Annotated in this window: 13 protein-coding genes and 3 pseudogenes; 2 read left to right on the top strand and 14 right to left on the bottom strand. The window is 64.8% G+C overall.

Annotated features, from left to right (window positions below):
• Positions 1-24 precede the first annotated feature (24 nt).
• A pseudogene (locus ACSKB8_RS24870) lies at positions 25-383 on the top strand (hypothetical protein).
• A gap of 88 nt (positions 384-471) precedes the next feature.
• Here ACSKB8_RS24870 and flaF read toward each other — a convergent pair.
• The 5 genes and pseudogenes from flaF to ACSKB8_RS24845 form a co-directional block, all read right to left on the bottom strand.
• Positions 472-840, bottom strand: a complete 369-nt coding sequence (gene flaF, locus ACSKB8_RS24865) for a flagellar biosynthesis regulator FlaF (RefSeq protein WP_008554779.1) — start codon at positions 838-840, stop codon at positions 472-474.
• Positions 841-1,133: 293 nt separating this feature from the next.
• A complete protein-coding gene (locus ACSKB8_RS24860) occupies positions 1,134-3,422 on the bottom strand; it encodes a DUF1522 domain-containing protein (protein ID WP_438107047.1) in 2,289 nt (762 codons plus the stop codon).
• A 218-nt stretch (positions 3,423-3,640) separates the two neighbouring features.
• Positions 3,641-5,921, bottom strand: a pseudogene (locus tag ACSKB8_RS24855) (DUF1522 domain-containing protein).
• 328 nt (positions 5,922-6,249) lie between these two features.
• A complete protein-coding gene (locus ACSKB8_RS24850) occupies positions 6,250-8,529 on the bottom strand; it encodes a DUF1522 domain-containing protein (RefSeq protein WP_438107045.1) in 2,280 nt (759 codons plus the stop codon).
• Between the two features lie 359 nt (positions 8,530-8,888).
• Positions 8,889-11,168: a DUF1522 domain-containing protein gene (locus tag ACSKB8_RS24845; protein WP_438107043.1), complete on the bottom strand. Its 2,280-nt coding sequence runs from the start codon at positions 11,166-11,168 to the stop codon at positions 8,889-8,891.
• 320 nt (positions 11,169-11,488) lie between these two features.
• Here ACSKB8_RS24845 and flbT point away from each other — a divergent pair, with 320 nt between their 5' ends.
• A complete protein-coding gene (gene flbT / locus ACSKB8_RS24840; protein ID WP_128938758.1) occupies positions 11,489-11,929 on the top strand; it encodes a flagellar biosynthesis repressor FlbT in 441 nt (146 codons plus the stop codon).
• A gap of 102 nt (positions 11,930-12,031) precedes the next feature.
• Here the strand turns inward: flbT and ACSKB8_RS24835 are convergent, their stop codons facing one another.
• From ACSKB8_RS24835 to ACSKB8_RS24795, 9 genes and pseudogenes are all read right to left on the bottom strand, one after another.
• Positions 12,032-13,528 carry a pyridoxal phosphate-dependent decarboxylase family protein gene (locus ACSKB8_RS24835; protein ID WP_438107041.1) on the bottom strand — a complete coding sequence of 499 codons (1,497 nt, stop codon included), beginning with the start codon at positions 13,526-13,528 and terminating at the stop codon, positions 12,032-12,034.
• Positions 13,525-14,760 (bottom strand): ATP-grasp domain-containing protein, encoded by a 1,236-nt coding sequence (locus ACSKB8_RS24830; protein ID WP_438107039.1) that lies wholly within the window; start codon positions 14,758-14,760, stop codon positions 13,525-13,527. The genes ACSKB8_RS24835 and ACSKB8_RS24830 overlap by 4 nt, the downstream gene beginning before the upstream one ends.
• A 1-nt stretch (position 14,761) precedes the next feature.
• Positions 14,762-16,412, bottom strand: a pseudogene (locus ACSKB8_RS24825) (hypothetical protein).
• Positions 16,402-17,187 carry a hypothetical protein gene (locus tag ACSKB8_RS24820; protein WP_128938762.1) on the bottom strand — a complete coding sequence of 262 codons (786 nt, stop codon included), beginning with the start codon at positions 17,185-17,187 and terminating at the stop codon, positions 16,402-16,404. The pseudogene ACSKB8_RS24825 and the gene ACSKB8_RS24820 overlap by 11 nt, the downstream one beginning before the upstream one ends.
• Positions 17,188-17,258: 71 nt before the next feature.
• Positions 17,259-19,142, bottom strand: coding sequence for a flagellar protein (locus ACSKB8_RS24815; protein WP_438107037.1), 1,884 nt, complete (start codon positions 19,140-19,142; stop codon positions 17,259-17,261).
• Positions 19,143-19,163: 21 nt separating this feature from the next.
• The gene (gene flgK, locus ACSKB8_RS24810) at positions 19,164-21,047 is read right to left on the bottom strand and encodes a flagellar hook-associated protein FlgK (RefSeq protein ID WP_438107036.1); all 1,884 of its coding nucleotides are present in this window, start codon (positions 21,045-21,047) and stop codon (positions 19,164-19,166) included.
• 35 nt (positions 21,048-21,082) lie between these two features.
• Positions 21,083-23,344 carry a flagellar hook-basal body complex protein gene (locus ACSKB8_RS24805; protein ID WP_438107034.1) on the bottom strand — a complete coding sequence of 754 codons (2,262 nt, stop codon included), beginning with the start codon at positions 23,342-23,344 and terminating at the stop codon, positions 21,083-21,085.
• Positions 23,345-23,580: 236 nt separating this feature from the next.
• Positions 23,581-24,093 (bottom strand): peptide-methionine (R)-S-oxide reductase MsrB, encoded by a 513-nt coding sequence (msrB, locus tag ACSKB8_RS24800; protein WP_438107032.1) that lies wholly within the window; start codon positions 24,091-24,093, stop codon positions 23,581-23,583.
• Between the two features lie 88 nt (positions 24,094-24,181).
• Positions 24,182-25,639, bottom strand: a complete 1,458-nt coding sequence (locus tag ACSKB8_RS24795) for an NAD(P)/FAD-dependent oxidoreductase (RefSeq protein ID WP_438107031.1) — start codon at positions 25,637-25,639, stop codon at positions 24,182-24,184.
• Between the last annotated feature and the right edge of the window lie 96 nt (positions 25,640-25,735).

Below are 25,735 nucleotides of genomic sequence, written 5' to 3'. Positions count from 1 at the left end.
AAGTAAGGCAACCAGGAGGCTGCCATGAGTACAGATTTCAGCATCCGGCCGGTGGGGATCCCGGCCCCGTGCAGATCGTAACGACGTCAAACGCGGCGGCGAACGAGGCTGTGCAAACTGATTTGCCGGTGAGCCAGACGGTCGCCGCGAGCGATACGGGCGCGCCAGTGCGCAATGATTTGCCGAACCACGAGAACGTCTCGCGCCAGGTCGTGTTCGACCAGGCGGCCGCATCCTTCGTCTTCCAGGTCGTCAACGAGAGGACCGACGCGGTGGTCAACCAATTCCCTGACGAAGCGATGCTGCGCCGTCGGGCCTATTTCCATGCGCTTGATCTGAAGTCCGAACCCTCGCGTCCGCTCAGCACCGACCGCAGCGCCTGACGATCAGGCGTCGAGCGGCGTAACGGCAGTATCGAGATAGATCAGCAGCCGCTGACGTTGCGAGCCATCGCTGCGCTGAGCGCTTCCGTCACGGCCGCCCGGACAGACCAGCAGCGATATTGCGGTTGATCTCGATCAGCGGACGGAAGTGATCGAACTGCGGGCTCATCTGCAGCGCTGCGGTCTGGCTCAGCACGAACACGCTGATATTGGCGATCTTCTGCCGGACGTCGATCGGCTGCGGATTGTTGTCGCGCATCGCCTCGCTCAAGAAGATGGTCCAGAGCTTGCGGTTGAACATCAGGGCCTGCATGGTCTGCTCGCTGAGCGGATCGGCGTTGTTCACCGCATCCTGGAGCTTGTTCGCGGCCTTGAGCAGGGTCTGCGCTTCGATGTCGCGAGGAGATGCTGTGGTCGTTGCAACACGCGCGTAGGCCGAGGCAGCGGAATTCGACATCAATCACACCCTGGAGGTTACCTAGCGCGTTGAACGCGCTTAAGGATTTCTTTCCCAACCCTAGGCAGCACCGCTTAAGATTTGCTTACGTGTGTGCTTGGAAGCACTCCGGACAATTACGGGTCGCAGAGCTCTTCGTCAGCGCAACGTTAGATTCACGCACACACGGTGTAAACTCGCTCCACGTGACGCGTGTCGATCTGAGCTAATCTTGTCTTAGCGATCTCCCTCAAATGAACGGCGGAGCATTAGCCCCGCCGCGAAATCTCGAATGGCGATCCTGCATCGCGAAATTAGCGGAGCAGCTGGAGCACGCTCTGCTGCGACTGGTTGGCCAGCGATAGCGCGGAGACCGCGATCGACTGGCGGGTCGACAGCGCCTGGCTGTTGGCCGCTTCCTCGTTGGTGTCGGCGAGCGTCAGGTTGGACGAGCCGGTCTGCAGAACGTTGATCAGGTTCTTGGAGAAGTCCTGACGCACCTGCACGATCGAGAGATTCGAACCGAGCGAGGAGCCTTCGGAGCGAAGCGTGCTCGAGGCGGCGTTCAAGCTGGCCAGCACCTTGTTGGTGGCGCCGTTGTCGATGAAGTCGACGCCGTTGACGAGATTGCTGAGACCGAGGCCCGCCGCATTGAACACCACGCCGTTGATGCTGAGCGTGGAGCTGCCGGTCTCGTTGAACACCAGCTTCAGCGTGTCGCCGTTGAGCAGGTTGACGCCGTTGAAAGAGGAGTCCTGCGACGTCGTGTCGATCTGGGCCAGGATATTGTTGAACTGGTTGACCAGGTTGGAGCGCGCGGTCTGCGCGACGGGATCCTGGACCGGCGGCTGCGCGGTGGTGAAGGCCAGAACACCGGTGATCGTGCCGCCGACTGCGCCGCCGGCGGTCGTCGAACCGAGCGTCGAGGAGGCGTATTCGTTGACGGTGGTCACCGTCAGCACGCCATTGGCATCGATCGTCGCCGTCAGGTGGTTGGCCTGAAGCTGGGCGTTGAGCTGGTCCAGCGTCTTCACGGTGCCGTTGGTGCCGTCGCCGAAGGTGACGTTCACCGGGGTGCCGCCGTTGAACGAGGTGAAGGTCAGCGTCTTGCCGCTGATGCCGCCGACGCCGGAGGTGCGGGCTGCGGTGAAGGCGGTCGCCGTTCCCGTGTTGCCGCTGAGGCCGAACGCGCTGAGCGCGTTGCCGGTACCGGTGATCGAGAGGTCGGCGTTGATGCCGGTGGAGAGCGACAGCTGACCGCTGGAATTCACCGACGAGGGGATCTGACCCGACGTCGTCGAGAGGGTCGCCGCACCATTGAAGATGCTGGCGGTCTTCACGCCGGTGGCAAGGTCGATCGCGTTGAGCAGGTCGGTCAGCGTCGCGCTCTGGATATAGACCGTCGAGTTGCCGTTGCCGTCGGTGAGGATGTTGCCGCTGACGCCGCCCGACGTCACGCTCGCCGCCGATTGCGGCGTCTGCGCGTTCTTGAAGGTGATCGTGTGGCCGTCGACATTTAACGTCGAGCCGTCCTGGACCAGCGTGCCGAGCGAGCCCGCGGTCGTCGACCGGGCCGCAGTGACGTTGGCATTGCCGGCGCCAGTCGCAGAAGTCAGACCGAGCTTGTTGAGGAAGTCGGCCTTGCCCGTCACGCTCAGATCGGCGCCGGTCGAACTCTTCAACGTAACCGCGCCGGCCGTAATGGACGATGCAACCTGAAGCGTGCCGACAGGACCGGCCGAGCCGCTGACGGCGATGGTCGCCGCGCTAGCGCTGATGGTTGCAGTCTTGACGCCGCTGGCGAGGTCGATCGCAGTGAGGACGTCGTTGACGGTCGCCCCGGGCGCAGTCGGCGTTCCCTCATAAACGATTGAATTGCCGTTGCCGTCGGTGGCGATGTGTCCACTGGCGTCGAGGCCCCAGCCGGTCGGCTGCGTGCTCGGAGCGACGCCGGTGCGGAAGGTGATGGTCTTGCCGTTCACCGTGATGGTGTCGCCATCCGCGGGTGGCGCGCCGAAGCTGGTGGATGCCGTGGTGCCGACCAGCGTGGCGGTTCCGGACAGTGCGGTGGTGCCGTCGGCGGCGGTCGCTGCTGTGCCGGTGAAGGTGCCGGCGCTCGAGCCCAGCGAGGCGCCGAGCGCGGCAGTCCCCGTGACCGGAGTGACGCCGCCGGCTGCACCGGTATAGAGCACGTTGCTCTTGGCGGTCGCGCTCGCATAGGAGGTCGTGCCGCGCAGGTCGGCGGGCGTCGCGCCGGGAATCGTGGTGGAGACGTTCGACTTGGTGGAATAGCCGACCGTGGTCTGCAGCGCCTGGTTAGCGATCGACTTCGCGCTGTCGATCAGCTTCTGCAGCGAGGTGATGCCGGTGTTGGCCGCCTGCAGCACCTGCACACCGTTGTTGATGCCGTCGAGCAGGTTGCTGATGTCGCTCGCCCGGTTGTCCAGCCCCTGCGCCGTGAAGAAGTTGGTGGGATTGTCGAGCGCCGTATTGACCTTCTTGCCGGTCGACAGCCGTTCCTGCGTCGTGGCCAGCAAGTCGGCCGTCGACTGCAGCGACAACAGGTTCTGGCGAACTGACGCCGAGAGAACGATGTTGGACATTGGCGAGTCTTCCTCTTGAACCGGATACGAATCGGCCGCGCGGTCTGGAAAGCGGGCTTTGGTCCAGTTTTAGGAGGTGTCCTTTAAAGTATGGTTAACGCCGGTTTAAGCGATAGGGTTAATAGTGGGTGAACGCCCCTGCCCGCCTCCGAACGCAAAAAAGAGCGGCGGGGAAATAGCCCCGCCGCTCGATTTTATTTAGGTATTTCAGCCGCTTATTAGCGGAGCAGCTGGAGCACGCTCTGCTGCGACGTGTTGGCCAGCGACAGCGCGGAGACCGCGATCGACTGGCGGGTCGACAGCGCCTGGCTGTTGGCCGCCTCGACGTTGGTATCGGCCAGCGTCAGGTTGGACGAGCCGGTCTGCAGCACGTTGATCAGGTTCTTGTTGAAGTCCTGACGGATCTGCACCACCGAGAGGTTCGAACCGAGGCTGGACGCCTCCGAGCGCAGCGTGCTCGACGCGGCGTTCAAATTGGTCAGCACCCTGTTGGCGGCGGCGTTGTCGATGAAGTCGACGCCGACGGTCAGCGAGGCAAGACCCAGCCCCTTGGAGTTGTAGGTCACGCCGGTGATGTTCAGGCTCGACTTGCCGGTCTCGTCGAACACCAGCTTGAGCTGATCACCGTTCAAGAGGTTGACGCCGTTGAACGAAGAGTCCTGCGAGGTGGTGTCGATCTGGTTCAGGATGTTGTTGTACTGGGACACCAGATTGGCGCGGGCCGTCTGTGCAACCGCATCCTGGACGGGAGTGGAAGCCGTCGAGAAGGTCAGCGCCGTCGTCAGCGTGCCGCCGATCGCACCGCCGGCGGCCGTCGAGCCGAGCGTCGAGGAGGCATAGTCATTAGACGCGGTGATGGTCAGCAGGCCGTTGGCGTCGATCGTCGCCGCCAGGTTGTTGGCCTGGAGCTTGGTGTTGAGCTGATCGAGCGTCTTGACCGTGCCGTTGGTGCCGTCGCCGAAGGTAACGTTGACCGCCGTGCCGCCGTTGAAGGAGGTGAAGGTCAAGGTCTTGCCGGCAATGCCGCCGATGCCGGAGGTGCGCGCCGCGGTGAAGGCGGTCGCGTTGCCGGTGTTGCCGGCGAGGCCGAGCACGTTCAGCGCATTGCCGGTGCCGGTGATCGACAGGTCGGCATTGATGCCGGTCGAGATCTTGAGCTGACCGGAGGTGTTGATCGTCGAGTTCGACTGGCCTGTCGCGGTCGCAAGTGTCGCGGTGCCGTTGGCGTTGATCGTCGCGGTCTGCACGCCGGTGGCGAGGTCGATCGCCTTCAGCACGTCATTGACCGTGCCGCCCTGCAGATAGACCGTCGAGTTGCCGTTGCCGTCGGTGACCACCGCACCGTTCGCACCATATCCGCTCGGAACGCTCGGCGCGCCGGTCGTGCCCGGGATCGGCGCGTTCTTGAAGGTGATGACGTGGCCGTCGACATTCAGCGTCGAACCATCCGTGATCTCCGCGCCCAGCGAGCTCGCGCTCGTGGTCCGGTTGACGTTCACGGTGGCGTTGCCTGCACCCGTAGACGTCGTCAGGCCGAGCGCCTTGAGCAGGTCAGCCTTGCCGGTGACGCTCAGATCCGCACCCGTCGAGCTCTTCAGCGTGACCGCACCACCACCAACGCTCGAAGCGGTTTGGTTGACGCTCGTGGCGATCGTCGCAGCACCGGAGCTGATGGACACCGTCTTCACGCCGCTGGCCAGATCGACCGCGGTCAAGAGATCGTTGACGGTCGCAGCCGGGGTACCCGCGGTGCCGAGATAGACGGTGGTGTTGCCGTTGCCATCGGTGACGAGATTGCCGCTGACGCCCGAACCGGCCGGAACGGCGCTCGACGCCGGAGCAGCCCCCGAACGGAAGGTGATGGTCTTGCCGTTGACGGTCAGCGTGTCGCCGTCGGCGGGCTGAGCGTTGCCGATCAGGCCGGTCGCGGTCGTGCCGTTGGTCGCGATCAAGGTGATGGTGCCGGTCAGGGCCGTGGTGCCGTCGCCGGCCGTTGCCGCCGTGCCCGTGAACGAGCCGAGAGTGGCGCCGAGCGTCGTGGTCCCGTTCGCCGCGGTGGTGCCGCCGGCCGTGCCATTGTACAGCACGTTGCTGCTCGCCGTGGCGCTGGCAAACGAAGTCGTGCCGCGCAGGTCCGCCGCCGTCGCGCCCGCGATCGTGGTGGAGACGTTGGACTTCGTGGAATAGCCGACCGTGGTCTGCAGCGCCTGGTTAGCGATCGACTTGGCGCTGTCGATCAGCTTCTGCAGCGAGGTCAGGCCGGTGTTGGCAGCCTGCAGCACCTGCACGCCGTTGGCGATGCTATCGAGCAGGTTGTTGATGTCGCTGGCGCGATTGTCGAGCGACTGAGCCGTGAAATAAATTGGTGGGATTGTCGAGAGCCGAGTTGACGCTCTTGCCGGTCGACAGACGGTTCTGTGTGGTGGCGAGAAGATCGGCGGTGGACTGGAGAGAGAGCAGGTTCTGACGAACCGACGCAGAGAGAACAATACCGGACATGACTCTTACCCTTCTGGCTTACGCGTCTTCGTTCGATCGCTTCTGGATCGAGTGACGGGCAGAGGGTGCGCTGACATGGCTAACAAAGGGTGAAACGAACATCGCCCGCATAAGCGGCGGTTCACCATAAGCGACTGGACGCCGGTTGCGGGGTCGGACAATCGCTCTGAAATCATTGGCGATTTTCAGCGCTTACGCTCCATTAACCATAACCGCTGGTTACTTTTTCAGAGTGCCGCCTGCCCTCTCGAAACCTCGAGCGACGAACGAAAAAAGCGGCGGGGCCGAAGCCCCGCCGCCCGATCTTGCTTGCGATGTTGTCCGCTTGTTAGCGGAGTAGCTGGAGCACGCTCTGCTGCGACTGGTTGGCCAGCGACAGCGCGGAGACCGCGATCGACTGGCGGGTCGACAGCGCCTGGCTATTGGCCGCCTCGACGTTGGTATCGGCCAGCGTCAGGTTGGACGAGCCGGTCTGCAGCACGTTGATCAGGTTCTTGTTGAAGTCCTGACGCACCTGCACGATCGTCAAGTTCGAGCCCAGAGCCGATGCTTCCGAGCGCAGCGTGCTCGACGCGGAGTTCAGGTTGGTCAGCACCTTGTTGGTGGCAGCGTTGTCGATGAAGTCGACACCGCTGGTCAGCGCGGCGAGGCCCAGACCCTTGGAGTTGTAGGTCACGCCAGTGATGCTCAAGCTCGACTTGGCGGTCTCGTCGAACACCAGCTTGAGCTGGTCGCCGTTCAAGAGGTTGACGCCGTTGAACGAAGAGTCCTGAGCGGTCGAGTCGATCTGGTTCAGGATGTTGTTGTACTGATTGACCAGGTTGGCGCGCGAAGTCTGGGCAACCGTGTCCTGGACGGGAGTGGAAGCCGTCGAGAAGGTCAGTGCCGTCGTCAGCGTGCCGCCGATCGCACCACCCGCGGCGCTCGATCCGATGGTCGAGGACGCGTAGTCGTTGGTGGTCGAGACCGTCAGCAGGCCGTTGGCGTCGATCGTCGCGGTCAGGTTGTTGGCCTGAAGCTTGGTGTTGAGCTGATCGAGCGTCTTGACCGTGCCGTTGGTGCCGTCGCCGAAAGTGACATTGACCGCCGTGCCGCCGTTGAAGGAGGTGAAGGTCAAGGTCTTGCCGGCGATGCCGCCAATGCCCGAGGTACGTGCTGCGGTGAAGGCGGTCGCAGTCCCGGTGTTGCCGGCGAGGCCGAGCGCATTCAGCGCGTTGCCGGTGCCGGTGACCGACAGGTCGGCGTTGACGCCGGTCGAGATCTTGAGCTGGCCCGAGGCGTTGATCGACGAGTTGGTCTGGCCGGTGGCCGTCGCAAGCGTCGCGGTGCCGTTGGCGTTGACCGTCGCGGTCTGCACGCCGGTGGCGAGGTCGATCGCCTTCAGCACGTCGTTGATCGTGCCACCCTGCAGATAGACGGTCGAGTTGCCGTTGCCGTCGGTCACGACCGCACCGCTCGCACCATAACCGCTCGGAACGCTCGGCGCACCGGTCGTACCCGGGGTCGGCGCGTTCTTGAAGGTGATGACGTGGCCGTCGACGTTCAGCGTCGAACCGTCCGTGATCGTCGCACCCAGCGAGGCCGAGCTCGTGGTCCGGTTGACGCTCACGGTGGCGTTGCCGCCGCCCACTGACGTGGTCAGGCCGAGCGCCTTGAGCAGGTCGGCCTTGCCGGTGACGCTCAGATCAGCACCCGTCGAGCTCTTCAGCGTGACCGCACCACCACCAACGCTCGATGCAGTCTGGTTGACGCTCGTGGCGATCGTCGCAGCACCCGAGCTGATGGAAGCCGTCTTCACGCCGCTGGCCAGATCGACCGCGGTCAACAGATCGTTGACGGTCGCAGCCGGGGTGCCCGCGGTGCCGAGATAGACGGTGGTGTTGCCGTTGCCGTCGGTGACGAGGTTGCCGCTGACGCCCGAACCGGACGCAACCGCGCTCGACGCCGGGGCAGAGCCCGCACGGAAGGTGATGGTCTTGCCGTTCACGGTCAGCGTGTCGCCGTCGGCAGGCTGGGCGTTGCCGACCAGGCCGGTCGCGGTCGTGCCGTTGGTGGCGATCAGGGTGATGGTGCCGGTCAAGGCCGTGGTGCCGTCGCCGGCCGTTCCCGCGGTGCCCGTGAAGGTGCCGATGGTGGCGCCGAGCGTCGTGGTGCCGGTCGCCGCCGTGGTGCCGCCGGCCGCGCCGCTATACACCACGTTGCTGCTCGCGGTCGCGCTGGCAAAGCTCGTCGTGCCGCGCAGGTCGGCCGCCGTCGCACCGGAGATCGTGGTGGAGACGTTCGACTTGGTGGAGTAACCGACCGTGGTCTGCAGCGCCTGGTTGGCGATCGACTTGGCGCTATCGATCAGCTTCTGCAGCGAGGTGATGCCGGTGTTGGCAGCCTGCAGCACCTGCACGCCGTTGGCGATGCCGTCGAGCAGGTTGTTGATGTCGCTGGCGCGGTTGTCGAGCGACTGGGCCGTGAAGAAGTTGGTGGGGTTGTCCAGAGCCGAGTTGACGCTCTTGCCGGTCGACAGACGGCTCTGCGTGGTGGCGAGAAGATCGGCGGTGGACTGGAGGGAGAGCAGGTTCTGACGAACCGACGAAGAGAGAACGATACCGGACATTGAGTGTTACCCTTCTGGTACGCAACGCAACAAACTTCGATTAGGATTAATCGATGCCGGGACGGTGAACGCAGACGGCTAACAAAGCATGAAGCGCGTCGCGCCAATCCTTGCGCGGATTCACCATGCGGGCGACCGGAGCCGGATCGGGCTCGCTTATATCGTCATGATAGGATGACGCTTTTTCGTGCAGCGACCAGGTGTTTGCGACTTGTCAACCATAACTCAGAGTGAGCAATTGGCTGCATCCGAATGCATCGTCTCCACTTTTGCCGAGCGGCACTCTGAGGCCGGCGCAAAAAGAAAGCGGCGAGGCCGAAGCCCCGCCGCCGTGATCGTCTTGCGATGTGCGCCGCTTGTTAGCGGAGCAGCTGGAGCACGCTCTGCTGCGACTGGTTGGCCAGCGACAGCGCGGAGACCGCGATCGACTGGCGGGTCGACAGCGCCTGGCTGTTGGCCGCTTCGGTGTTGGTGTCGGCCAGCGTCAGGTTGGACGAGCCGGTCTGCAGCACGTTGATCAGGCTCTTGTTGAAGTCCTGACGAACCTGCACCACCGAGAGGTTCGAGCCGAGGCTCGAAGCTTCTGAGCGCAGCGTGCTCGACGCGGCGTTCAGGTTCGACAGCACCTTGTTGGTCGCGGAGTTGTCGATGAAGTCGACACCGCTGGTCAGCGCGGCGAGGCCCAGACCCTTGGAGTTGTAGGTCACGCCAGTGATGCTGAGGTTCGACTTGCCGGTCTCGTCGAACACCAGCTTGAGCTGATCGCCGTTCAACAGGTTGACACCGTTGAACGAGGAGTCCTGCGAGGTCGTGTCGATCTGGTTCAGGATGTTGTTGTACTGAGACACCAGGTTCGCACGCGAGGTCTGCGCAACCGTGTCCTGGACGGGGGTGGAAGCCGTCGAGAACGTGAGCGACGAGGTCAGCGTGCCGCCGATCGCACCACCTGCGGCGCTCGAGCCGATCGTCGAGGACGCGTAGTCGTTGGTGGTCGAGACCGTCAGCAGGCCGTTGGCGTCGATCGTCGCGGTCAGGTTGTTGGCCTGAAGCTTGGTGTTGAGCTGATCGAGCGTCTTGACCGTACCGTTGGTGCCGTCGCCGAAGGTGACATTGACCGCCGTGCCGCCGTTGAAGGAGGAGAAGGTCAAGGTCTTGCCGCTGATGCCGCCGATGCCGGAGGTACGCGCCGCGGTGAACGCGGTCGAGGTCCCCGTATTGCCGGCGAGGCCAAGCGCATTCAGCGCATTACCGGTGCCGGTGATCGACAGGTCGGCATTGACGCCGGTCGAGAGCTTGAGCTGACCCGAGGCGTTGATCGACGAGTTGGTCTGGCCGGTGGCCGTCGCAAGCGTCGCGGTGCCGTTGGCGTTGACCGTCGCGGTCTGCACGCCGGTGGCAAGGTCGATCGCCTTCAGCACGTCGTTGATCGTGCCACCCTGCAGATAGACCGTGGAGTTGCCGTTGCCGTCGGTGAGGACGTTACCGCTCGCACCATAACCGCTCGGAACGCTCGGAGCACCGGTCGAACCCGGGATCGGCGCATTCTTGAAGGTGATGACGTGGCCGTCGACGTTCAGCGTCGAACCGTCCGTGATCGTCGCACCCAGCGAGGCCGAGGTCGTGGTCCGGTTGACAGTCACGGTGGCGTTGCCGCCGCCCACTGACGTGGTCAGGCCGAGCGCCTTGAGCAGGTCGGCCTTGCCGGTGACGCTCAGATCCGCACCCGTCGAGCTCTTCAGCGTGACGGCACCACCACCAACGCTCGATGCAGTCTGGTTGACGCTCGTGGCGATCGTCGCAGCACCCGAGCTGATGGAAGCCGTCTTCACGCCGCTGGCCAGATCGACCGCGGTCAACAGATCGTTGACGGTCGCAGCCGGGGTGCCCGCGGTGCCGAGATAGACGGTGGTGTTGCCGTTGCCGTCGGTGACGAGGTTGCCGCTGACGCCCGAACCGGACGCAACCGCGCTCGACGCCGGCGCAGCGCCGCTGCGGAAGGTGATGGTCTTGCCGTTCACGGTCAGCGTGTCGCCGTCGGCAGGCTGGGCGTTGCCGACCAGGCCGGTCGCGGTCGTGCCGTTGGTCGCGATCAGGGTGATGGTGCCGGTCAGGGCCGTGGTGCCGTCGCCGGCCGTTCCTGCGGTGCCCGTGAACGTGCCGATGGTGGCGCCGAGCGTCGTGGTGCCGGTCGCCGCCGTGGTGCCGCCGGCCGCGCCGCTATACACCACGTTGCTGCTCGCCGTCGCGCTGGCGAAGCTCGTCGTACCGCGCAGGTCGGCCGCTGTCGCACCGGAGATCGTAGCGGAGACGTTCGACTTGGTGGAGTAACCGACCGTGGTCTGCAGCGCCTGGTTGGCGATCGACTTGGCGCTGTCGATCAGCTTTTGCAGCGAGGTGATGCCGGTGTTGGCAGCCTGCAGCACCTGCACGCCGTTGGCGATGCCATCGAGCAGGTTGTTGATGTCGCTGGCGCGGTTGTCGAGCGACTGGGCCGTGAAGAAGTTGGTGGGATTGTCGAGAGCCGAGTTGACGCTCTTGCCGGTCGACAGACGGTTCTGCGTGGTGGCGAGGAGGTCAGCGGTGGACTGGAGGGAGAGCAGGTTCTGACGAACCGATGCGGAGAGGACGATACCGGACATTGAGGTGTTACCTTTCTGGTAAACGACGCTACTGTTACGCGTCAGCTTGGATCGAGATTGACCCAGCGACCGGCGGACCGTGGCGTCGAGACCTCTAACGAAACATGAAATGAAACCCGTGCTTTTGCCGGGCCGCACGTGATTCGGGCGTGGGAGCTGAGCACATCGCCGCACCGCCACACAGATACAATATTGATAATGCTGTCCTTTTTCGCGTGAACGCCGGCGATTCACAGCTCGTTAACTAATTCCGAGCGAGAATCACGCCCTGATGAGCCGCAACGAACGCTCGGTTACGAAAGCGTTGATGGAGAACAGGCATGGCCCTCAAGGTCGAGCTCAGACCGCACGAACGCATCATCGTCGGTAACTGCGTGATTACCAACACGGACCAGCGCGCCCGCCTCCTGATCGACGGCGACAACGTGCCGATCCTGCGCGAGCGCGACATTCTCACGCCGGAGACCGCAACCACGCCCGCCAAGCTGGTCTATCTGGCGGTCCAGCTCATGTACATCTCGCCGGATCCGCAGACCCAGCACGGCACCTATTTCAACCTGGTGCGCGACATCGTCACCGCGGTGCCGAGCGCCTGGCCGATCATCGAAGGCATCAACAACAATATCCTCAACGGCGACCTCTACCGGGCGCTGAAGGACGCCCGCAAGCTGATCGCTTATGAGGAAAAGCTGCGAGATCAGTTCGAGGCCACCCATCCCAAGACGGAAGCCGGCAAGGACGACGTCAGCACCGCAGCCTGACCACACGCGTTCGTGCCGCCACGCTGCGCCAACAACCAAGCCGCAAACGACAACGGCCCCGGATCACCTCCGGGGCCGTTGTCGTTTGGCCATGCATCGATGCTACTGCACTGCCAGCGGCGGCGCCTCGACCTCGACCACTCCGTCACTCCTTCGTCCGCCGAACTCCAGCACGGCCGAGACCAGCGCATCGATGTCGGTCTCGTCGGTGCGGTGATTGACGATCGCGGCGCGGATCGCGAACTTGCCGTCGAGCGTCGTGCTCGATGGGGCCGCGACGCCGGCCTCCTGGATGTCGGCGACAATCTCGCGATTGATCGCATCATCGGCGCGGTAGCGGAAGCAGACGATGTTGAGGTTGACCGGCGCCAGCAATTCCAGCCGCGGCTCGGCCAGCACGCGCGCCTCCAGATATTTCGCCAGCGCGCAGCTTCGCGCGATCACCGCACCGAGCCGATCGGTGCCGAACGTCTTCAGCGTGAACCAGGTCTTCAGCGCACGGAAGCCGCGCGACAGATCCGGGCCGAGATCGCAGGGCCAGACCGCGCCCGCTGCGAGCCCCCTCGCCTCGCGGCGCAGATAGGCCGCGGGCTGCGCAAAGGCCTGTCGATGCTGCTCGCCGTCGCGCACCAGCAGGAAGCCGGCGTCATAAGGCACCTGTCCCCATTTGTGGAAGTCGAGCGCAACGGAATCCGCAAGCTCGATGCCGCGGAGCAACGGCGCGAGCTCGGGTGACAGGATCGCAAGCGCACCGAAAGCGCCATCGACGTGAAACCAGATCCCTTCATCGCGGCACAGCTCCGCGATTGTCCTGAGATCGTCGATCGCGCCGACATCCACCGTGCCGGCCGATGCCACCACCAGGAACGGCTTGAAGCCGACCTCGCGATCGACCGCGATCTGCGCACGAAGCGCGGCAACATCGATGCGATGATCGGCATCGACACCGATCTTGCGTAGCGCGTCCATGCCGAGCCCGGCAATGTCCATCGCCCTCGAGATGCAGCCATGTGCAGCGTGCGACGTATAGGCCGTAAGCAGTGCGCCGTCATTGCCGATGCCGTGCTGGCGCGCCAGCGTGCCGAGTGCATTCGTACGTGCCACCAGCACCGCCATCAGATTGGCCATCGACGTGCCCGTGACGAAGATGCCGCTCGCGTCTTCCGGAAATGCGAACAGGCGGCGCATCCACGCCACGATCTGGCGCTCGACCTCGATCGGCATGTGGTCGCGTCCGCCGAGATTGGCATTGAGGCCGGCTGCTAGCATCTCCGCGAGCATGCCGACTGCAGTGCCGCCGCCATGGACCCAGCCCATGAAGCCCGGGTGGACGTTGCCGGTCGCATAGGGCGCGACATGCTCGGCAAATTCACGATAGACATCGGCAAGGTCGCTCGCCTCGCGCGGCACGTCGGCCTTGAATGCCGCGCGGACCTCATCGGGGATCGGCTGCCACACCGGACGCGCCCGAACGTTGGCGATGCCATCGATCGCCTCGTCCAGCATGCGATGGGCCAGCGCGCGAAATTCGCTCCAGTCCTGCGGATCGAGCGAGCTGTGGGTGACGGAGCTTGGCGTGCTGCGGATGATCTCGTTCATGTTGCACTTCCCTTGCCCGCTCGCGCATGCCGCGACAGCATCGCCGTGAACGCCGCAAATATCTTGCGCATCTGCGGCGGCTTGTACGGAAACACGACCGGCAAATCCATGTTGTGCACGACGGCGGTATTGTCGGCTTCGAACACCAGGAGCTCGCCGTTCTGGTTCTCGGCGCAGTCGACGATGAAATAGTCGAGGCCGACGCGCCTGCTCATCTGCTCGAGCGCGCTCTTGTGGCGCGCCGCAAAGGCGTGGTCGAAGTCGAGCATGAAGACGGCTTCCTCGGCCCGCTTCTCCTCGCTGAATGCCATGTAGGCGTTGAGATACCAGATGTCCCAGCGATCGGCGATCGCCATGTGGCAGGCGTAAGGCTTGCCGTCGACCATGGCGAGGCGATACTTGCGGTAGAGCCCGTCGGGGCTGACATAGTCGACGAAGCGCGCGACGAAGAAGTCCTGCTCTTTCCGTTCGGCGAGATAGGCCACGAGCGCCGCCGCATCAATGAGCTTCGCGAGCCCGACACCGGCATGCGATCCGCGCGGCCGCGCGATCATCGGAAAGTGCAATTCGTCCGCGATGGCCGCGCATGCGATCCGCCCCTGCGCGAGATCCGACAATTGCGCACGCGTGGCGTGGACGGTCGCGGGAATGTCGAGGCCGGGCACACCTGTCAGCAGCCGATAGAGCTTGTCGCGATCGAGGTTGCCGATGAGATCGGGGCGATTGAGCAGCGGCCGCGGCCAGTGTGGCGCGGCCTTCTCGATCAGCGCGAGCGCGTCCCGGCATTCCTCGGAATCGGATGCAATCACGATGGCGACGTCGTGCTCGGGCAAGTTCTCGGGCAGACCGACGCCCTTGACCACATAGAGCGTCAACAGCTCGATGTCGGAGCCTTCGAGCAGGAAATCGATCGGCGTGTTGCCGCCCATGTCGATGTCGGCTGCAAGCGCGAGCACGCGCAAGCCCGGCTTCGGAGCCGCGCTAGGCGTACGAAACAACTGATGGAAGGTCAGCACCTCCGATTGGATCGCAAGCCCCGCCGCCTTGTCGCCAAGGAGCTGGACGATCAGCGACAAATCCAGGCCTTCGCCCGCCTGCGCCGTCCCCTCCGTGATCCGGACGACGAGTTGGTCGCGCAACGGCTGCAAATCGACACCTTCGAAGGCCTGGCGCGTCAACTGCGCAAAGCCGATACGGTCGGCAAAGTTGGCTACGGAAACCGGCTGCTGCATCTCACACCTCGAACGCGGACTTTGCCGGCACGGGCGCCGCCGCGCCACGATCAAGCAACAGCTCGATCTTCACCAGGACGTCGGCGACGCGATCGAGCACGTGCTGCAAATTGCGTCGCGCCTGCGCCATGTCCGGGGACCAGATCTCGGTCACGAGCCGTGCGCCGACGCAGAGGCGCAGTACGGCCAGCGGGGCCTCGTCCTGGCGCTCCAGCCGGACCGGCTGGCCGACCAGGCAGCGCTGCGCGGCGACCTGCCGGTCCGCCGTGCTGCCGCCGATCTCTTCGTTCATGTCACGCGCCAGCGCCTGATGAACGGCGCCGGTCTCCGCGATCGAGATCGGCTTGCCGTCGCGCAGCAGCCAGAAACGGAAAGATCGTAGTTTGCGCGAACTCCTCGTCGTCGACACCAACCTTCCCGATTCCGGCTGGAACGGAGCGAAGCGACGGCGACAGCGCGATCATGCTGTCGATGCCGGCCGCGAGCTCGACCAGTGCCCTGGCGCGAAATGCACCTGGCACTGCATAGTAGCTGCCGATCTCGGCCAGCGCCGCCTCCCAGCGCAACCATTGGCCGAAATTCGGCCGGCGCTCGAAGCGCGAACGCAGGATCGTCCAGGCCATCGGCCAGTCGCAACGGCCGGCATAATCGAAAAAGTCAGGCGCGATCGCCTCGACTCGGTCGAGCGACCGCGAAAAGCCTTTCGGGACGAGCAGCGCGCCGCTGAAGGCCGGTCCGCCGAAGAATTTCGAGCCGGTAATCAGCACGAGGTAACCGCGGTCGAGATAGGAGCGCAGTCGGCGGCGGCCGAGCCGGGCCTGACAGGCATCGACAACGATCTGAACCTTGCGCGGCCAGCGCCGCGCGATCTCGTCGAGGCAGGCCGCGCTCGGTGCGCGCCAGCCGAGTTTCGAGGCATCCATGATCTGAAGCAGCACCGGCGCGCCCTGCGCGATCGTGGCCTCGATCGCGCGCAGCACCGCAGCATCCGCGTCCGCGCGCATCGCGATCCCAGGCCCCGCCTCGCGCAATGGCAGCGCGATGCTGGCGCCGGCCAGCCCCGCAACTGCGCCGTCCTTGCGGACCGCCAAGCCGCTCGCCGTCGTGGAGCTGAAATGATGTCCACGCGCGGTATGGATCGTCCCGCTTCCGGTCTGGTCGGCGCCGACCACGATCGTCACCGGCGGCGCGCCAAGCACCGCGCGCGCCACGAACAGGGCGTGAAGCTGGGAATCCGTGCCGGACGGCGAGAACACCACATCGACGCGCGGCGAAAGCTGGAAATGGCCGCGCAGCTCCTCGCGCATGCCTTCACAGCGCGCATCGAAGGCGATCTCGACCTCGTCGAACAGGCACTTGTGCATCAGCTCTTCGCGCGCGAGCGCGGCGCGATCGTAAGCAGCTTGCGAGATCGTCGACGCGGTCGAGGAGGCGAAATTCCAGATCTCCGGCTCGGGCGAGGCCGCGCAACCATAGGCGTTGATGCGATCCTTAGAGTCCAGCGCCAGCCGCGGATCTCCGCCGGAGACGAGCAGCGTGTCCAGCGGTGTGAAGAGATCGCGCAGGCGGTAGCGCGGGCCGCCCTCGGACGCGCGTTCCGGTGCCGACAGACGGGATGCGCCGGCGCTCATCCCGAAAGGCTCACGCCGCATCGGCTGCCGCCGCTGCGGGCGCGGGCGCGAATTGCGAAGCGATGTCGCCGTGGAACACCGACGGTCCGACGTGATCGAGCGAGCTCTGGATGTCGGCCCAGATCTCGCCGCCGATGTCGGTCCAGCGCTTGCAGAAGGCGAAGTCCTCGGAAAGATACGTGCCGGTCGCCGGATCGATCATGCATTCGAACAGCGCGAACCGGTTCGGGCTCGCCGCCAGCGTATCGTGCGAATGCTCGCGGAAGAATTGCAGAGCTGCATAATCCGGGTGGCGGCACATCGCTTCCAGCACGTGGCGCCGGATCATCAGGAAGCCGGTGCCGGCATAGCGCACACGGGTGAAGCCGTTGACGACCACGATGCGGTCGGGATCCTCGATCTCCAGCACGTAGTCGAGCGAGGCCGCCGGCACATCGGCGCGGCCGGCCTCGACCGCGCGCTTCGCCTTGTCCCAGTTGACCCGCTTGATCGGATAGCAGCCGGCGACGACGTCGGCGCCGCATTCGATCAGCCGGAACACCTGCTCCGGCTTGAAGCCGATGTCGGCATCGATGAACAGGAAATGCGTCGCCTTGGGATCGTCCAGGAACATCGCGACCAGATTGGCCCGCGCGCGCGTGATCAGCGCGTCGCCGTCGCGCAAGTGCACCTTGAGCTCGAGATTGGACATTCCGTGCACGGCGCGCTGGAGCGCGAAGATCGAGCTCGCATAGATGCTCGACACCTGCCCGCCGAAGCATGGCGTTGCCACCACCAATTGCATCTTGTCCGACATCGGCAGCCCCGCCCCGCTCCAATCCTCACCAAGAGGTAAAGAGGCATGGTTAACGGCGTCTTAACGCGACCTTACAAGAACTTGACGAGCGAGAGCTGCGCCAGGTTCGAGGTCACCTGGTAGGACGCCTGGAGCGCGTTCTGGAGCGCCAGGATCTGGCTCGCGACCTGGTCCGGCGAGGCCGATTCCGCCTGGTCGATGATGGTCTGGAGCTGCGCCTTGGCCTGGGTCTGGCGCGTGGTCGCGTCCTTCATTGTGTTCTGGGCCATCGCGATGTCGGTCTGGATGTCCTCGATGCGCTGCTGACCGGGCTGCTGGGTCAGCGCCTGCGTCACGCGCAGGCTCAGCGCGGAAACCTGCCCGCCCGAATATTGCCCGGTCGGCGAGGTCGAGAAAGTCCCGAACACCGCGATCGCCTGCAATTGCCGGCGGATCGCATCTTCATTCGCCTGGGCGCCATACTGCACCGTGACGGCATCGTCGACCCGCGCCATCGCCGTCGAGCGCGGCGAGCCCGGCCCGTCATTGCCCAAATACCATTTCACCGTATTGGCCGAGCCGTTCACCAGCGTGGTTGCCGAGCTCGCCGGCGACGAGCCGACGCGCAGCGGCGGTTGCGTGGCGGTCACAGGCGTCGAACTGAAACCGAGCGAGCTCAGCGCCCCCGTATTCGAGCTCGTGATGTTGAGGCTCGCCGCATCGTCGGTGTTGATCGTGATCGAACCGCCATGGACCGTCGAGGGCTTCGACGTCCCCGTGATCTGGTCGATCTTGCTCAGCAGGGTCTGGATGCCGTCGGTGACGTTCATCTGGTTGCCGGTCGCGCCCGAGCTGACGAAGGTCAGCGTGGTGCCGTTGATGGTGATGGTGTCGCCGGCGACGAAGCCCGGCGAGATCGAGTCCGAGGGGCTCGCGCCGGAGAGTGCCGTCGCGCCGGTGACGGGGGCCGGCGGCGCCGCCTGGTTGTTGACGGGCGTGCTGATCGCAGAGCTCGCCGTGTTGAAGAAATTGTCGCCGGCGACGACCGCGGATGCCGCCACCAGCGAGGTGTTGGCGAGCTTGGTGATCGCGGTGTTCAGCGCCGTGTTGAGGTTCGCGGCCGTGTTGTTCGGGTTGACCGGGACGCTCGCGTCGATCGCGAAGCTGCCGAGCGGCGTCGGCGTCGCTGTCGAGGCGGTCAGGTCGATCTGCTCGGTCGTGCCGTCCGGCAGCGTGAACTGGATGCTCAGCTTGTCGCCGTTGTTCGGGTTGACGCCGTTGAGATCGACCGAGAACGACACCGGCGAGCCGCTCGGGCCGGTGACGGTTGCGCCGGTCAGGGTCGAAGAGACCGCCTTGATCTTGAGCCCGAACGGCGATCCGGCGACGTCCTCCGACACCCGCACCGAGCTCGGCGTCGGCTGCGTCTGCACCAGGCGGCCCATGCCGTTGGCGCCGAGGTCGGCGGCCTGGCGCTCCGCCATGACGGTCTTGAACCCGGCCTGGGTCGTGGTGCCGTTGATGATGTCGCCGGCATCCGCAACCGACTGGGTGTTGACGGCCGTTCCGGAGAACAGATAGCGGCTGCCCGTCTGCGTGTTGAGAACGCCGACCATCGAGCCGAACTGGGCGGCGGCGGTGTTCTGCGCGACCGTCTGGCCGTTGACGTTGAGGTCTTGCGCGGTGCTGGCCGAGCCGGTCTGCACCGTGTTGCGGATCTTCGTCAGCGACTGCAGCGCGGTATTGGCGAGGTTGATGCTGACATTGACGTTGGTGATCGTGTCGGTATAGGCGGCGATGTTGGAGAGCTGCGCGCGCCCGGCGATCGCAAAGCCCTCGTTGGTGCCCATGCCGGAATAGTTCTGCGACAGCTTGCCGGTCGAGAGCTGCGTCGACAGATCCGTGAGCTGCTGATTGATGTTGCGGATCTGCGCGCCCAGAACCGACGACGAGTAGTTGATGCTGCTGATCGACATCTTTCAGAGCCCTGTTACTTCTTACCCTTGAGCCTGGAGCAACGTGTTCATCATGCTCTGCACCACCGACATCACGTGGGCGTTGGCGGCATAGGCATTCTGAAGCTGGATCAGGTTCGACATCTCCGAATCCAGATTGACTTTGGAGGTCGAGTCGAACTTCGCCTGGAGCGTCGAGACCACCACGCTTTGGCCCTGCTGGAGCTGGGTCGCCTGGGTCGCGGCGTTGGACTGGATGCTCAGGAACTGCTGCAGGTAGTTCGAAACGCTACCGGTGAAGGGCTGGTTCGCCGAGCCGAGGCCGGTCTGCGGCGAATAGGAGAACACCGCATTGGTGAGCTGCGAATAGAGATAGTCCGAACGCGTGGTGTCGCCCGCGGGCGTCACCGGCGAGGTGTTGTAGACCGACAGCCGGGTCGGATCGGAAACCAGCTGCGTGTTCACGGCGATGCGCCCGGCAAGGCCGGTCATCTGCGAGCCTGACGCGGTGATCGCACCGGTGTAGAGCGCCTGCCCGCCGTCGGTGAACAGCGGCAGTTGCGGATTGCCCGAGGTCAGCGACGAGATCGTCTTGGTGGTCGAGGCCGAATTGAGCTTGGCAAGACCGGTGTTGTCATCGGTCACCCGCAGGGTCGTGGCTGTCGCCGGCGATGAGGCGGCGGCGAACGACAGATGCGTGCCTGAGAGCGCGGTATTGAGCGCAGAGGCGATCGCTCCCATGCCGCCGGAGAAGTTGACACCGATCCGCATCGGGTTGGCATTCGTCGCGTTCTGCAGCGGTAGCGCCGCCGGATCGGTCACGTTGACCAGCGTGATCTGGCGCTGGGTGTTGGTCGCCGTGTCCGTGTAGGTGATGTTGACGGTATTGCCCGGCTGGGCACCGGCAAGGTCGAGATCGAATCCGGCCGGTGGGCCCGAGACCGTGCTGCCGGCCGTGGTCTTGTCGGACAGCGCGCTCGACATCGTCGCAGCGAGCTGATCGAGCTGGGTCTGCGCCTGCACCAGGGTCTGGTCGCGCAGCTTCAGATCGGCCGCGATCTGGCCGGAAGACACCACGTTGTTGGCGACGACGTCGAGCTGCGAGCCGTTCGGCAGCTTGATCGTGAGCGCGCCGACACCGGACTTGGCCGGATCGATGTTATAGAGCGACGTTGCCGAGAGCGCGCCGGTGGACGCAAAAGAGAATTGCGAGGCAAGCCCGGCACCGACGAGCTGAATGCCTGTCGTGGTGTAGATGTTGGCCTGGTTCGAGCCGTCGGTGGTGACGCGGACGTCGACATATTTCGACAGCGTGTTGATGGCCTGGTCGCGCTGGTCCATCAGCGTCGCCGCCGAGGGATCGTTGGCCGACAGGCCCTGAAGCTTGGTGTTGATGTCGGCGACCTTCTGCATCGCCGCGTTGGCCTGCTGGGCGGAGGTGCCGAGATCCTGCTCGACGTTGGAGCGCAGCGACTGGATGCCCTTGGTGGTGACGTTGAACTGCTGCGCCAGCGCCTGTGCCGCGCCCAGCGCAACGGTCTGGGCCGACGAGGCGCCCGAGCTGGTCGACAACGCCTGGAGCGCCGTGGTGAATTTGTTGAGCGCGCTTTCGAGCGTGCCGTCGTTGCCCGGCGTGCCATAGACATTCTGAAGCTGCTTCAGGATGTTGGCCATCTGGTCGGCGTAACCGCTGCCGCCGGTCTCGGTCCGCAGCTGGTTCAGCACGTAGCTGTCGAGCTCGCGGCTGACGCCGGTGGTCATCGCCGTCGAGCCGAAGTCGCCGGTGGTGACCTCGATCTGGTTCGGCGTCTGGACGACATAACCCGGCGTCTGCGAATTCGCGACGTTCGAGGAGACGATCGAGAGCGCTGCCTGGTTGGCACGCAGACCGCTCATCGCACTGGCGAGGGCTGAACTCAAACCCATATCACTGACCTGCCTTTGGTTACGTTACGCGCCGATCAGCGCAACACGTTCAAGAGGTCCTGCACCATCGAATTCGCGGTCGTGATCACCTTGGTGTTGGCCGAATAGGCCTGCTGCGTCACGATCAGCTTGGTGAATTCGTCGGCGATGTCGGTGTTGGATCCCTCCAGCGAGGAGCCGCTGATGGTGCCCGAAGCGCCGTCGATGGCGTCTCCCGACTGTTCAGTCGCGGCATAGGCGCCGCCATCGAGCGCCTTCAGATAATTGGTGCCGTTGAAATGCGACAGCTGCACCTGAGCGAGGTTGAGGTTCTGGCCATTGGAGAAGGTGCCGACCACGATGCCATTGTTGTTGACGGCAACCGAGCGGAGCTGACCGGCGGCATAGCCGTTCTGGGTGATGGTGTTGATGGTCACCGCGCCGCTCGTGCTGGCATATTGCGTCAGCCCGCCCGATGAGATGTTGAAGGCGACGGAGCCGAGCGATTGACCGCTCACGCTGACATTGTTGATGGTGATGCCCGAGCCGCTCGGCGAGGTCAGCGAGCCGTCGGCGGCAAAAGTGAAGGCCTGGCCGGTGTTGACCCAGCCGACCGTCGTACCAGTCGCATTCGGGTCGGTCTGGTAGAACAGGTTCCAGGTATCGGAATGGCCCGCACCCAGCGAGGCGCTGTCGGTCTTGGCCCAGCGCAATTGCAGGTTCACCGGCGTGCCCGCGGCGTTGTAGGCGGTCACCGCACCGCCGCTGATCGATTCCTTGGTGAAGGTGGCGATATCGTTGCCGATCACACCGCCGGTACCGGCGGTGCCGCCACCGTCGCGATTCTTGGTGATGGTCGAGGTGAAGCCGAGCGCGGCGAAGGCAGCGCTGTTCGAACTCGACACCGTGAGGTTGGAGACGGTGCCGGTGTTCAGCGTGATCACGCCACCGCTGCTCACCGACGACCCCGATCCGCCGGAGAGCGCGTCGATCTTGCCGAGCAGCGTCGTGATGTTGTCTGTGATGTTGATCTGGTTCGGGCCCGAGGCACCCGAGGCGACGAAGGTCAGCGTCTGGCCGTTGACGGTGATCGTGTCGGCGGGCGGGCCTGCCGAAAAACCCGACGAGAGCACTTGGGCGCCGCCGGCGGTCGCCGTGCCGCTCAGCACCGTCGCGCCCGAGATCGCGGGCGAGGACAGCACGTTTCCGCCGCGCGTCACGCTGCTGATGCCGAGCGCGGTGGCTGCCGTGCCGCTGCCCACCGCCACGTCGGTGCCGGTACCGCTGGAGATCACGATATTGCCGCTGGCGGAGAGCGATGCCGTGACGCCGGCGCCGCCGGCGGTCTGGATCGCGTTCAGGATGTCCGCCACCGTGGCCGTCGTGCCCGCACCGAGACCGATCGTGGTGTTGCTGCCGACCGTCGAGACCGTCGTGCCGGCGTTGAAGGTGATCGTGTTGCCGTTGATGGTCAGCGTCTGGCCGCTCAGCGCGGTGAGAATGCTGGAGGCGAGATGCGTGCCGACCGTGTTGTCGAGGGACGTGGTGGTCGAGGCCACCGCGGACGAATTGTTCTGCAGCGCAACCGTGCCCGTCGCCGTCGTCGACGTGTAGGCCGAGCGGACGTTGCCGGTCGCCGCCGCGCCGGACACCTTTGCGTTGGTATAGGGTGCGGGCGGTGTGCCGACCGGCAGCGGGTTGGCGGCGAAATCGGACGGGTTTAGTCCACCAGCCGCCAGCAGCGTGCCGGTCGCCGCGGTCGTGCTCGCCACCGTGTTCGGCTGCGTCGGCAGGTTTGCGGCGTATTGGATCGAGGTGGTCGCCTGCGCCGGAATGAAATTGTTCTGGAATTGCAGGACGGTCGCCACGTTGCCCTGCGGATTGCCCGTCTTCGGGTCGACCGTGACGCCCATCAGGTAATAGCCGGCGCCATTGACCAGATTGCCGTTGGCATTGAGCTGGAAGTCGCCACGCCTGGTGTAGTAGGTGACCCCGGTGAACACCGGCACGTTGTCGACGACGCCGCTCGCTTTCTGGATCGAGAAGAAACCGTCGCCTGTGATCGCCATGTTGGTGGCGACGGTGGACGATGAGATCGTGCCCTGCGTCGTGATGGTGGCCTTCGCGTTGGCCGTCACGCCGCCTGCGACCTGCTTGCTCGGCACGGATGAGTCGGGGATGAGATCGACGAAGCTGGTGCCGATGCCCTTGTAACCGGTGGTGGACGAGTTCGCGATGTTGCCGGAAATGTTCTGAAGCGCGAAGGACTGCGCCTGCAAGCCACCCACCGAGGTGTTCATTGCATCGAAGATACCCATAACTTTGTCTCCAAATCCGATCTCGGCGGCGCCGACCCGTGGCCGCAATCGGGAGAGACAGTCGCAAAGGCCATGCCAATGCGGGTATCTTCAGGAAATCAACGACTTAAATAGACATGCCCCGGTCGGATGACCGGGGCACGATTGCCGGGCCGGCAACAATTGCCGGGACGTCATGACGTTTTCGAGCGACGCGTCACCAGCTCGGGTGAAGAAGACGCGTCAAATAAAGAGCCTCACGTCGCCGACGCCGCCGCGGGATGGAAAACCAGCCCAAAGCCGTCGATGCAGTAGCGCAAGCCCGTCGGTTTCGGACCGTCGTCGAAGACGTGGCCGAGATGGCCGCCGCAGCGGCGGCAATGCACTTCGGTGCGGACCATGCCGTAGGCACGGTCCTCGGTCTTGCCGACATTGCCCTCGATCGGCGCATAGAAGCTCGGCCACCCGGTGCCGCTCTCGAACTTGGTCTCGGACGCAAACAGCGGCAGGTCGCAGCCGGCGCAGGCGAAGATGCCCTTGCGGTGCTCCTTCAGCAGCGGGCTGGAGCCGGGCCGCTCGGTGCCGTGATTGCGTAGGATCTCATACTGCTGCGGCGTGAGCTGGGCACGCCATTCGGCCTCCGTCTTCGTTATCTCGAACTTTTCCGCGGCCTTCTCACCAGCCTCCGCCGGGGATGCCCTCAGCCAGCGGAAGGCCGAAAGGCCGAACAGGCCGGCGGCAGTCGATAGCAGGATGCGGCGATCAAACATCTCATTCTCCGTGCGGGAGCGTGTCCACGCCCTGAGATACGGGCTCTAACGGCCGACGTTACACTTCCGGGCGGAATTTTTCTCGGGTCTATTGCGAGACAATGTCCTCGTGCGAGGCCGGTTCCGCGTCCTGGGCCGCAGCTCGTGGCGGCGGGGCCGGCCGTGGCCGGACAGCGGGCGGCGGACGGCGCGGACCGGTGCCGGCCGCCCGGTTGGCTTCGGCAAGGCGGGCCTCGCGTTCCCTGTCCTTGACCCGCGCCCGCTCGCGGTAGCGGGCGAGCGAGCCGGCGGCGGCGGAGCTCGCCCTGCCCCAGATCCCGACCAGCTGGCCCGCGACCCGTCCGGTCGTGCCTCCCGCCCAGACCAGCTCGAACGGCGAAAACAGGCGCCAGCGCTCGTCGGCCCGGAGGATGCTGCGCGCGATCATCTGTCCGGCCATGGCCGAAATGTTCATGCCCTGGCGGCCGAACCCGCTCGCCACCCACAGGCCTTTGCGCAGCTGGCCGATCTGCGGCATGCCGTGCACGGTCTGGCCGGTGGCGCCGCCGAATGTATCGATGATCTCGACGTCACCGAGCTGGGGAAAGATCGTGCGGATCCGCCGCTTGATGGCGCCGGCGAAGCGCTGCGGACGTGCCGCCCAGGTGGTTTCCGGGCTCGCCCACATCAGCCGGTCGCCGTCGACGATACGGAAATGGTCGATGCAGTCGGAATCCAGCACCGATCCCTTGAAGGCGATGATCTCATGCACACGCTCGCCGAGCGGCGCGGTGATCCCGGCATAACGCCAGACCGGAAGCAGCGTCTCCGACAGGCGCCGCAAGGGCGCGCCGAGATGGATGTTGCCGGCGAGCACGATATGCGTCGCGCGCAGCCGCGCCGAGGGCGTGACGATACGCTTGCGGATGCCGGAATGATCGATGCTGACGACCGGCGTATCCTCGAAGATGCGGGCGCCTGCCCGCCGCGCCAGCGCCGCGAGGCCATGCACATATTTGCGGCCGTCGACCTGGAACGCGCGGGGATAATGGATGCCGTGGAAATAGCGGTCGGTCTTGAGCACCGCGCGGACGCGATCGACCTGCCAGCCCTCGACCTCGGTATCGAAATCCTCGTTCAGCATCTGCAACCGGCTGATCAGCCGGTCGCCGGCATCGACATTGGAGACTTCCAGCACGCCCTCGCTGAGGCTGATCCCCGGCATGTTCTCTTCCGTGGCGTTGGCGCGGACGAACTCGGCGCCCTCCTTCGACAGCGTCCACAATTCGCGCGCGTCCTCGAAGCCGATGCGCTCGATTAGGTCGGTGAGCGGCAGTGCAAAGCCCGGCATCACGGTGCCAAGCTGATTGCCAGAGGCATTCCAGCCGACATGGCGGCCCTCGAGCACCGCGACGCTGGCCCCGAACCGGGCCGCCTCCAGCGCGATGGAAAGGCCGGCAAGCCCCGCCCCGATCACGCAAATGTCGGCATCGAGATCGAACGACAGCCGCTCCCGCTCGTGAAAGCCGGCTTCGTCCTGGGGCACGCTTGTGAAGGTCTCGCTCATGTCGTTTTCTTAGAGCATGATCCGGAAAAGTGTGCAGCGGTTTTCCGAAAAGATCATGCTTAAAGCAATAACCTAAAGCGCGATGACGATTCGTCC

Origin of the sequence: Bradyrhizobium sp. BR 1432 (assembly GCF_051547705.1) — a bacterium.
GTDB lineage: Bacteria > Pseudomonadota > Alphaproteobacteria > Rhizobiales > Xanthobacteraceae > Bradyrhizobium > Bradyrhizobium zhanjiangense.
The sequence above is the reverse complement of the archived record's forward strand: the minus strand, read 5'-3'. Positions and strand labels throughout refer to the sequence as shown.